The following is a 1,922-nucleotide window of genomic DNA, read 5'->3' on the forward strand; positions in this document are numbered from 1 at the left end:
CTGAAGATGATGAGATATAAACTGGTAATCGCTGAAAAACCATCGGTTGCACAAAGTCTGGCTGCGGTAATCGGTGCAACCGCTCGTAAGGACGGGTATTTGGATGGTAACGGCTGGCGTGTCAGCTGGTGCGTGGGCCATCTGGCCGGTCTTGCGGATGCAGACAGTTATGATCCCAAGTATGCCAAGTGGCGATATGATGACCTGCCTATTCTGCCGGAGCATTGGCAGATGGTAGTGGGAAAGGATAAGAAAAAGCAGTTTGATATTCTCAAAAAGCTGATGAACGCCCCGGATGTGACGGAGGTAGTAAATGCCTGTGATGCCGGACGCGAGGGCGAGCTGATCTTCCGCAGCGTCTATGAGCTGGCAGGCTGTCAAAAGCCGATGAAAAGGCTCTGGATTTCTTCGATGGAGGACTCTGCCATAAGGGAGGGCTTTGCAAACCTGCGCCCCGGTGCGGACTATGACGGACTTCGGGATGCTGCCCTCTGCCGTGCCAAGGCCGACTGGCTGGTGGGAATCAATGCGACAAGGCTTTTTTCCGTGCTGTATCACCGAACCCTCAACATCGGGCGCGTGATGTCCCCGACGCTGGCGCTTATTGTTCAGCGAGAAGCTGAGATCGACACCTTTCAGCCGGTCCCCTTTTATACCGTGGCGCTGGAGCTGCCCGGTCTTACCGTATCCGGAGAGCGCATGGCGGATAAAGCTGCTGCCGAACAACTGAAAGAAGCCTGTCAGGGTGCAAATGTCACAATCAAAAAGGTGGAGCGCAAGGAAAAGTCCGAAAAGCCACCTGCCCTCTATGACCTGACTACCCTGCAAAGAGATGCCAACCGTCTGCTTGGATTTACGGCCCAGCAGACCTTGGACTATCTGCAAAGCCTGTATGAAAAGAAGCTCTGCACCTATCCCCGTACTGACAGCCGCTATCTGACCGGTGATATGGCAGACAGCCTGCCGGTGCTGGTGAATCTGGTTGCCAATGCTATGCCGTTTCGGAAAGGGATCGCCATTTCCTGTGATGCCGGTGCGGTCATCAACGATAAGAAAGTAACCGACCACCACGCAGTAATTCCCACCCGAAATCTCAAGGATGCAGACCTTTCTGCCCTTCCTGCGGGAGAAAAAGCAGTGCTGGAGCTGGTGGCCCTGCGCCTGCTGTGCGCCGTGGCCCAGCCCCATATCTATTCGGAAACCGTTGTGATTGCAGCGTGTGCCGGTGGGAAATTTACCGCCAAGGGAAAAACGGTGAAGCACCCCGGATGGAAAGCACTGGAGGACGCTTACCGTGCCAAAACGAAGGATGCAGAGCCGAAAAAAGAGGGTGCAGAGAAAGCCCTGCCGGAGCTGACTGAAGGACAGACCCTTTCGGTTTCTGCGGCAATCGTCAAAGAAGGCAAAAGCAGTCCGCCCCAGCACTTTACGGAGGACACCCTATTGTCCGCGATGGAGACTGCTGGAAAAGAGGATATGCCGGAGGATGCCGAGCGAAAAGGTCTGGGGACACCGGCCACCCGTGCCGGTATTTTGGAAAAGCTGGTATCTGCCGGTTTTCTGGAACGAAAAAAGAGCAGGAAAACGGTGCAGCTTCTCCCTTCCCACGATGCAGTTTCCCTGATCACCGTTCTGCCGGAACAACTGCAATCGCCGCTTCTGACTGCCGAGTGGGAGTACCGACTGGGCGAGATCGAGCGCGGGCAGCTTGCCCCGGAGGAGTTTTTGGACGGGATCAGCACCATGCTGAAAGATCTGGTGGGGACTTATCAGGTCATCAAGGGAACTGAGTACCTGTTCACTCCGCCCCGTGAGGTGGTGGGCAAATGCCCTCGCTGCGGCGGTGAAGTTGCAGAACTGCAAAAAGGCTTCTTCTGTCAGAATGATTCTTGCAAATTTGCAATCTGGAAAAACAACAAATG

General features: G+C 54.8%; 1 protein-coding gene. It reads left to right on the plus strand.

The annotated features are described in order from the left end of the window. Positions 1 to 6 precede the first annotated feature (6 nt). Positions 7 to 1,922: DNA topoisomerase 3 (locus tag GPK94_RS15835; RefSeq protein WP_215656268.1), on the plus strand; the 1,916-nt coding region annotated here is incomplete at its 3' end.

It is taken from the genome of Pseudoflavonifractor sp. MCC625, assembly GCF_018784545.1.
GTDB lineage: Bacteria > Bacillota > Clostridia > Oscillospirales > Oscillospiraceae > Pseudoflavonifractor_A > Pseudoflavonifractor_A gallinarum.